This is a genomic window from Streptomyces recifensis, assembly GCF_002154615.1.
Classification (GTDB): domain Bacteria; phylum Actinomycetota; class Actinomycetes; order Streptomycetales; family Streptomycetaceae; genus Streptomyces; species Streptomyces griseoluteus.
This window is the reverse complement of sequence record NZ_MUNH01000618.1, coordinates 1-7,191: the sequence shown is the minus strand read 5'-3', so window position 1 is coordinate 7,191 and position 7,191 is coordinate 1. Positions and strand designations below refer to the sequence as shown.

The 7,191-nt window shown below is 71.2% G+C and carries 7 protein-coding genes and 1 pseudogene; 7 read left to right on the top strand and 1 reads right to left on the bottom strand.

Going from position 1 to position 7,191, the window contains the following annotated elements; genetic code table 11:
* From ispG to CCN33_RS27195, 5 genes are all read left to right on the top strand, one after another.
* The coding region (ispG, locus tag CCN33_RS27215; RefSeq protein ID WP_086696083.1) for a flavodoxin-dependent (E)-4-hydroxy-3-methylbut-2-enyl-diphosphate synthase at positions 1 to 732 on the top strand (732 nt) is incomplete at its 5' end.
* A gap of 34 nt (positions 733 to 766) precedes the next feature.
* On the top strand, positions 767 to 2,665 hold the full coding sequence (gene dxs, locus CCN33_RS27210) for a 1-deoxy-D-xylulose-5-phosphate synthase (protein ID WP_086696081.1): 1,899 nt from the start codon (positions 767 to 769) through the stop codon (positions 2,663 to 2,665).
* Positions 2,666 to 4,051, top strand: coding sequence for an aspartate aminotransferase family protein (locus CCN33_RS27205; protein WP_086696080.1), 1,386 nt, complete (start codon positions 2,666 to 2,668; stop codon positions 4,049 to 4,051).
* Positions 4,052 to 4,132: 81 nt separating this feature from the next.
* Positions 4,133 to 4,756, top strand: coding sequence for a helix-turn-helix domain-containing protein (locus CCN33_RS27200; RefSeq protein ID WP_086696079.1), 624 nt, complete (start codon positions 4,133 to 4,135; stop codon positions 4,754 to 4,756).
* The gene (locus CCN33_RS27195; protein WP_086696078.1) at positions 4,753 to 4,875 is read left to right on the top strand and encodes a DUF6126 family protein; all 123 of its coding nucleotides are present in this window, start codon (positions 4,753 to 4,755) and stop codon (positions 4,873 to 4,875) included. The genes CCN33_RS27200 and CCN33_RS27195 overlap by 4 nt, the downstream gene beginning before the upstream one ends.
* A 2-nt stretch (positions 4,876 to 4,877) precedes the next feature.
* Here the strand turns inward: CCN33_RS27195 and CCN33_RS27190 are convergent, their stop codons facing one another.
* On the bottom strand, positions 4,878 to 5,675 hold the full coding sequence (locus tag CCN33_RS27190) for a tyrosine-protein phosphatase (RefSeq protein WP_086696077.1): 798 nt from the start codon (positions 5,673 to 5,675) through the stop codon (positions 4,878 to 4,880).
* Positions 5,676 to 5,936: 261 nt separating this feature from the next.
* Here CCN33_RS27190 and CCN33_RS27185 point away from each other — a divergent pair, with 261 nt between their 5' ends.
* Both CCN33_RS27185 and CCN33_RS27180 read left to right on the top strand, forming a co-directional pair.
* Positions 5,937 to 6,722 (top strand): SGNH/GDSL hydrolase family protein, encoded by a 786-nt coding sequence (locus CCN33_RS27185; RefSeq protein WP_086696082.1) that lies wholly within the window; start codon positions 5,937 to 5,939, stop codon positions 6,720 to 6,722.
* Between the two features lie 181 nt (positions 6,723 to 6,903).
* A pseudogene (locus CCN33_RS27180) lies at positions 6,904 to 7,191 on the top strand (MBL fold metallo-hydrolase); the annotation flags it as partial.

Genomic DNA, 7,191 nt, shown 5'->3' with positions numbered 1-7,191 from the left:
GCGGCCAAGGATCACGGCACTCCGATCCGGATCGGGGTGAACGCGGGTTCGCTGGACCGCCGCCTGCTCCTGAAGTACGGCAAGGCCACGCCGGAGGCGCTGGTGGAGTCGGCGCTGTGGGAGGCGTCGCTGTTCGAGGAGCATGATTTCCGGGACATCAAGATCTCGGTGAAGCACAACGACCCGGTCGTGATGATCGAGGCGTACCGTCAGCTCGCCGCGCAGTGCGATTACCCGCTGCACCTGGGTGTGACGGAGGCGGGCCCGGCGTTCCAGGGCACGATCAAGTCGGCCGTGGCCTTCGGTGCGCTGCTGTCCGAGGGCATCGGTGACACCATCCGGGTCTCCCTGTCGGCGCCGCCGGTGGAGGAGGTCAAGGTCGGCAACCAGATCCTGGAGTCCCTGAACCTCAAGCAGCGCGGCCTGGAGATCGTCTCCTGCCCGTCCTGTGGGCGGGCGCAGGTGGACGTGTACAAGCTGGCCGAGGAGGTCACCGCGGGCCTGACCGGGATGGAGGTCCCGCTGCGGGTGGCGGTCATGGGCTGTGTGGTGAACGGCCCAGGCGAGGCCCGCGAGGCTGACCTCGGTGTCGCCTCCGGCAACGGCAAGGGCCAGATCTTCGTCAAGGGCGAGGTCATCAAGACCGTCCCGGAGTCGAAGATCGTGGAGACCCTCATCGAAGAGGCCATGCGGCTGGCCGAGGAGAACGGCGCCGCGGATCAGGTGAGTTGAGGCAGAGCACGGCACGGACCGAGAGGGGGCCGGCGTGACGATTCTGGAGAGCATCCGGGGACCACGCGACCTGAAGGCGCTGTCGCAGGACGACTTGGGCGAACTGGCTGCCGAGGTACGCGCGTTCCTGGTGGAGGCGGTGTCGAGGACCGGGGGGCACCTCGGCCCCAATCTGGGCGTGGTGGAACTGACCATCGCCCTGCACCGGGTCTTCGAGTCACCGGGCGACCGCATCGTGTGGGACACCGGACACCAGAGCTATGTGCACAAGCTGCTGACGGGTCGTCAGGACTTCTCTAAGCTGCGCGGCAAGGGTGGCCTGTCCGGCTATCCCTCGCGGGAGGAGTCCGAGCACGACATCGTCGAGAACAGCCACGCCTCCACCTCCCTCGGCTGGGCCGACGGCCTCGCCAGGGCGCACCAGGTGCTCGGGGAGCGCGGGCACGTCGTCGCGGTCATCGGGGACGGCGCGCTGACCGGCGGCATGGCCTGGGAGGCGCTCAACAACATCGCAGCCGCCAAGGACCGCCCGCTGATCATCGTCGTCAACGACAACGAGCGCTCCTACGCCCCCACGATCGGCGGCCTCGCCAACCACCTCGCCACGCTGCGCACCACCGACGGCTACGAGCAGGTCCTCGCCTGGGGCAAGGAGGCGCTCCAGCGCACCCCGGTCGTCGGCGGGCTGCTCTACGAGGCCGCGCACGGCGCCAAGAAGGGCTTCAAGGACGCCTTCGCCCCGCAGGGCATGTTCGAGGACCTGGGGCTGAAGTACGTGGGCCCCATCGACGGCCACGACATCGGCGCCGTCGAGTCCGCGCTGCGCCGGGCCAAGCGGTTCCACGGGCCGGTGCTGGTGCACTGTCTCACCGAGAAGGGGCGCGGGTATGCGCCCGCCCTGGCGCACGAGGAGGACCACTTCCACAGCGTGGGGGTGATGGACCCGCTGACCTGCGCTCCGCTCAGCCCCATCGGCGGGCCCTCCTGGACCTCGGTGTTCGGCCAGGAGATGGTCCGGATCGGGGAGGAGCGCGAGGACGTCGTCGCCATCACGGCGGCCATGCTGCATCCGGTGGGCCTCGGTCCGTTCGCCGCGCGGTTCCCCGACCGGGTCTGGGACGTCGGGATCGCCGAGCAGCACGCGGCCGTCTCCGCGGCGGGCCTGGCCACCGGGGGAGTGCACCCGGTCGTCGCCGTCTACGCGACCTTCCTCAACCGCGCCTTCGACCAACTGCTGATGGACGTGGCCCTGCACCGCTGCGGGGTGACCTTCGTGCTGGACCGCGCCGGGGTCACCGGCGTCGACGGCGCCTCGCACAACGGCATGTGGGACCTGTCCATCCTCCAGGTCGTCCCCGGCCTCAGGATCGCCGCCCCGCGTGACGCGGCCCAGCTCCGCGCGCAGCTGCGCGAGGCGGTCGCCGTGGACGACGCGCCCACCCTGGTCCGCTTCCCCAAGGAGTCCGTCGGTCCCGAGATCCCGGCCCTGGGTCACCTCGGCGGCATGGACGTGCTCCACCGGGACGACGAGCCGGACGTACTCCTCGTCGCCGTCGGGGTGATGGCGCCGGTCTGCCTCCAGGTCGCCTCGCTGCTCGGGGCGCGGGGGATCAACTGCACGGTGGTGGACCCGCGCTGGGTCAAGCCCGTCGACCCCGCGCTGCCCGGACTCGCCGCCGGACATCGGCTGGTGGCCGTCGTCGAGGACAACAGCCGTGCAGCGGGCGTGGGTTCGGCCGTGGCGCTGGCCCTCGGGGACGCCGACGTGGACGTGCCCGTACGGCGGTTCGGCATCCCGGACCAGTTCCTCGCGCACGCCAAACGGAGCGAGGTGCTGGCCGACATCGGTCTCACGCCGGTGGAGATCGCCGGGCGGATCAGCGCGAGCCTCGCCGTCAAGGACGTCGGCGCACGGCAGAACCAGGAGAGCTGAATGAGCACGGAGTTCGACCTCGAAGCCCTCCTCGCCACGCGCGGGGCGGAGCGCTACGACCTGCACACGCGCCATCTCAACCCGCAACTCCCGCGCATGCTGCACACCATCGGCTTCGACAAGGTGTACGAGCGTGCCGAGGGCGCCCACTTCTGGGACGCCGAGGGCAACGACTATCTCGACATGCTCGCCGGGTTCGGCGTGATGGGCCTCGGCCGCCACCACCCGGTCGTCCGCAAGGCCCTGCACGACGTGCTGGACCTGAACCTCGCCGACCTGACCCGCTTCGACTGCCAGCCGCTGCCCGGCCTGCTCGCCGAACGTCTGCTGGCCCACAGCCCGCACCTGGACCGGGTGTTCTTCGGCAACAGCGGCACCGAGGCCGTCGAGACCGCGCTGAAGTTCGCCCGTTTCGCCACCGGCCGCCCGCGCGTCCTCTACTGCGACCACGCCTTCCACGGCCTCACCACCGGCTCGCTGTCGGTCAACGGCGAGAACGGCTTCCGCGACGGCTTCGCCCCGCTGCTCCCCGACACACCCGTTCCCCTCGGTGATCTCGACGCCCTGGCACGGGAGTTGAAGAAGGGCGATGTCGCCGCGCTCATCGTCGAGCCCATCCAGGGCAAGGGCGTGCACGAGAGCCCGACCGGCTATCTCCGCGCCGCACAGGAGCTGCTGCACCGGCACAAGGCGCTGCTCATCGCCGACGAGGTGCAGACCGGGCTCGGCCGCACCGGCGACTTCTACGCCTACCAGCACGAGGACGGTGTGGAGCCCGACCTGGTGTGCGTCGCCAAGGCGCTCTCCGGCGGCTACGTCCCGGTCAGCGCCACACTCGGCAAGGACTGGATCTTCAAGAAGGTCTACTCGTCCATGGACCGGGTCCTGGTGCACTCCGCGAGCTTCGGCTCCAACGCCCAGGCGATGGCGGCGGGGCTCGCGGTGCTCTCCGTGATGGAGGACGAGCAGATCGTCGCCCGGGCGCGGACCACGGGCGAGCTGCTGAAGTCCCGGCTCGCCGCGCTCATCGGCACGTACGAGCTGCTGGCCGACGTGCGCGGGCGGGGGCTGATGATCGGCATCGAGTTCGGCCGCCCCGACTCGCTGAAGCTGCGCGGCCGCTGGACCATGCTCCAGGCCGCCCGCAAGGGGCTGTTCGCGCAGATGGTCGTCGTCCCGCTGCTCCAGCGGCACCGGATCCTCACCCAGGTCTCCGGCGACCACCTGGAGGTGATCAAGCTGATTCCGCCGCTGGTGATCGACGAGGCGGACGTGGAGCGGTTCGTGGACGCCTTCACCGCGGTCATGGACGACGCGCACAGCGGGGGCGGCCTGATGTGGGACTTCGGGCGGACGCTGATCAAACAGGCGGTCGCCGGCCGCTGAGGCTTTTCGCCGGGAATCCCGGCTATTTGCCTCTGAGGCAAAAAAATTGCCCCACAGGCAAAAGTGGGGCTCAATGGAGACATGAACGCCTCCGAAGCGGCCTCCCCGGCGGGCCAGGGCGACGACCTGCCCGCCGTGGCGCCGCAACTGCGCGCCCTGCGCCGCCGGGCCGGCCTCACCCTGGAGGCCGCGGCCGGGGCCGCCGGGCTCTCCCCGGCGCACCTCTCCCGGCTGGAGACCGGTCACCGCCAGCCCTCGCTGCCGATGCTCCTGGCCCTCGCCCGTATCTACGGTACGACGGTCTCCGACCTACTGGGGGAGACGGCCGCCGACCGGGACGCCATCGTGCGCGCCGGTGACATGGAACCCACCCGGGCCGCCGGCTGGACCTACTTCCAGGCCGGCGCCCCCGGCCGCGGCATGCAGGCCCTGCGCGTCCGGGTCCCGTACCGCGCCGAGGGCGACATCGTGCGCGTCCACCCCGGCGAGGAGTGGCTGTACGTCCTCAGCGGCCGGCTGCGGCTGCGCCTCGGGGACAGCGCGCACCTGCTCGCGCCCGGTGACAGCGCCCACTTCGACTCGCTGACCCCGCACCGCCTCAACGCCGAGGACCACGACGGCGTCGAGCTGCTGTTCGTCCACACCCTGCTCCAGAGCCCCACGGCCACCCTGTGCCTGGGCCATCCGACCGGAGACCTGTCATGAGTGACATGGAAGACAAGCTGCCGCGCTCCCTGTGGGTCCGGCTCGTCATCTACGTAGCCCTCGGCCATGTCCTGGCCGCCTTCCTCTTCCTGCTGTTCTCGCTGGGCGCCAAGGGCTGAGGTCAGTCCACCAGACGCTCGCGCAGCCGCTCCCGCGCGGAGTCCGAGAGCTTCAGCCCCCGCTCCAGGTACGCGTCCACGCCGCCCCAGGTGTCCTCGATGCTGTCGAAGGCCGCCGCGAGATACTCCGCGCGGGCGTCGAAGAGGGGGCTGAGCAGCTCCATCACCTCGGGCGTGTACGCGCTGGCCTGGTCGCCGTTGCGCCGGACCTTGTAGCGGCGGTGCTTGGCGTTGGACTCCAGGTAGTCGGCGGTGATCGCGTCCCGCTCCACGCCCACCGCCAGCAGCGTCACCGCCACCGAGATGCCCGCGCGGTCCTTGCCGGCCGCGCAGTGCATCAGCGCCGGCACGCTGTCCTCGGCCAGCGCGTGCAGCACGCGGGAGTGCTCGGCGGTGCGCTCGGTGACGATCCTCCGGTACGAGTCGATCATGCGGCCCGCGGCCTTGCCGTCGGCCAGGATGTCCCGCAACTGGTCCAGGTCGCCGTCGCGGACCATCCGCCAGAACTCGGCGCCGTCGGCCGGGTCGCTCAGCGGCAGGTTCACGTTCCGCACGCCTGGCAGCTCGACGTCGGGGCCTTCGAGGCGCTGGTCGGCCGAGTTGCGGAAGTCGAAGACCGTGTGCAGGCCGAGCGAGGAGAGGTACGCCGCGTCCTCCTCGGTCGCGTGGGCGAGGTGCCCGCTGCGGAACAGCACCCCGTGCCGCACCCGGCGCCCGTCCACCGTCGGGAGGCCGCCCACGTCGCGGAAGTTGCGGACGGCGGACAGCTCGGGCTCGGTCGACGGGACCTGCTGCGTCACGGGTGCTCCTTCAGGGCTCCGCCCCGTCACGCGGCTCGTCGACGGGCGCACCGCCGACGATACGACATCCCATTTCCCCCGCTCCGACCCCGTGATCGCCCGTTCAACAGGCCGGCCGACAGCGCTATTCCGCGATTGGCAAATTCTTTAGGCGTGGCTTATCTCACCGTCCGTCAACCCTTGCTTACGGTCGCGTAGGTCACATCCGAAGGTGAATCATGATCCGATGTGGCAGACGATATGGAGAACGACAACAGGACAGTGATCGGGTCGTACGTGGCGGTGGGGGACAGCTTCACCGAAGGCGTCGGCGACCCCGGCCCCGGCGGGGCGTTCGTCGGCTGGGCCGACCGGCTCGCGGTACTCCTCGCCGACCGGCGGCCCGAAGGCGACTTCAGGTACACCAACCTCGCCGTGCGGGGGAAGCTGCTCGACCAGATCGCGGCGGACCAGGTGCCCAGGGCGGCGGCGCTCGCCCCGGACCTCGTCTCCATCTGCGCCGGGGGCAACGACATCATCCGCCCCGGCACCGACCCGGACGAGACGGCCGAGCGCTTCGAGCGTGCCGTGGCCCAGCTCGCCGCGGGCGCCGGCACCGTGCTGGTGGCGACCGGCTTCGACACCCGCGGCGTCCCGCTGCTCAAGCATCTGCGCGGCAAGATCGCCACGTACAACGGTCATGTACGGGCCATCGCCGACCGGTACGACTGCCCCGTGCTCGACCTGTGGTCCCTGAAGTCCGTGCAGGACCGCCGGGCGTGGGACGGTGACCGGCTGCATCTCTCACCCGAGGGCCACACCCGCGTCGCACTGCGCGCGGGCCAGGCGCTGGGCCTGGAGATCCCGGCCGACCCCGAGCAGGAGTGGCCGGTGCTGCCGCCACGGGGCACGCTGGAGATCCGGCGCGACGACGTGCACTGGGCGCGTACGCATCTGGTGCCGTGGATCGGGCGCCGGCTGCGCGGCGAGTCCTCCGGGGACCATGTGGTGGCGAAGGGCGCGCTGTCGCCGAGCGACATCAGGATGCGGATCGCTTCGGTGGCGTGAGGTCCGCGGGCTGCCGCCGCCCCCGTGCCGTGGGGGCGGCGGATCCGGAACACTGTTCGGGAACAGTGAGGGCCGCGTGAGCGTTGGGACGTGTGGCCGGGCCGCCCGGCCCGCGGCGGCTCCGGGCCGTCGCAGCCGTCGTCGACCATGGAGCCCTCGAGCGACTCCACCTGGAGGTACCGTGTCCGGTCTGCGTTCCCTGAGCTCCGGGCTCCGCGCGCTACAGCCCGAAGCCTTCGGCGCGGAACCGAGCGGTGAGCGCCTGGCCCGCATCCAGCGCTCCCCGCACTTCAAGGACGGCGTGTTCCAGAACCCCGGCGGCACGGCCCGTACCCGGCCCTCCGGGTCCACGCTGGAGCTGGCCAAGGCGTTCTTCGACAAGGACACGCGTCCCGTCCGCGCACCGCAGGGCACGATCCCGGTGCACCCGACCACGGTGGCCGACCTGGCCAAGCCGCCGGCCGGCGGC